The organism is Pseudomonas sp. EA_65y_Pfl1_P113 (assembly GCF_963970525.1).
Lineage (GTDB): Bacteria > Pseudomonadota > Gammaproteobacteria > Pseudomonadales > Pseudomonadaceae > Aquipseudomonas > Aquipseudomonas tritici.
The window spans coordinates 1-861 of sequence record NZ_CAXAQM010000126.1 but is presented as its reverse complement, the minus strand read 5'-3'; the positions used below and the strand labels follow the sequence as shown (position 1 = coordinate 861).

1 protein-coding gene is annotated in these 861 nt (G+C 66.0%); it reads left to right on the top strand.

What is annotated here, in order from left to right; all coding sequences use genetic code 11:
- On the top strand, window positions 1-617 hold a 617-nt coding region (locus tag AACY52_RS28625), incomplete at its 5' end, for a Tn3 family transposase (protein WP_339561113.1).
- Window positions 618-861 lie beyond the last annotated feature (244 nt).

The window sequence follows — 861 nt, the reverse complement described above, 5'->3', positions numbered from 1 at the left end:
ACCGCCTCGTACTGCGTATCCGCGACCTTCCGTCCAAACGGCTGTACGTGTTCGATCCCGCCGACACGCCGAGCGAACTGCGCCCGCTGGTGGGCGGTAAGGCACGCGACGCACTGATCGTGTCCAACTGGCCCGACCTGTTCCGCTGCGCGGCTACCATGAGTGCTGGCCAAGTCGCGCCGAGCCGCATCCTGCGCAAGCTTGCCGCCTATCCGCGCCAGAACGATCTGGCGGCCGCATTGCGCGAGGTCGGCCGGATCGAACGGACGCTGTTCATTATCGAATGGATTCTCGATGCTGGCATGCAGCGCCGTACCCAGGTCGGCCTCAACAAGGGCGAAGCGCACCACGCGCTGAAGAACGCCCTGCGCATCGGCCGTCAGGGCGAGATCCGCGACCGCACCACCGAGGGCCAGCACTACCGGATCGCGGGCCTCAACCTGCTCACCGCCATCATCGTCTACTGGAACACCCTGCATCTCGGCCATGCCGTCGAGGCCCGACGCCGCGAGGGGCTGGATACGCCCGACCACCTGCTCGCCCATATCTCCCCGCTCGGATGGGCACATATCCTCCTCACCGGCGAATACCTCTGGCCCAAGGATGCCGATGCTTAGGGTGTCATTCCGCCCTCAGCCGGAACCGACCCCTTAAAGGCGCTTTTGCCGTCGCACTGGCAAATCTGTGCGCCTTCCTGGATGATGACAGCGGGGACGGTGCCCCTTGCGGAAGCGCCACTACCCGACGGCTATCTCCCGAAGGTCGAAACCATCAGCGGCGTCGTTCGCGTCGTGATCACTGCCCCGGACGGCGCGCTCGCGGCCAGCGGCTATGCCGCGGAAGCGTCGGGCGTGTTCGTCT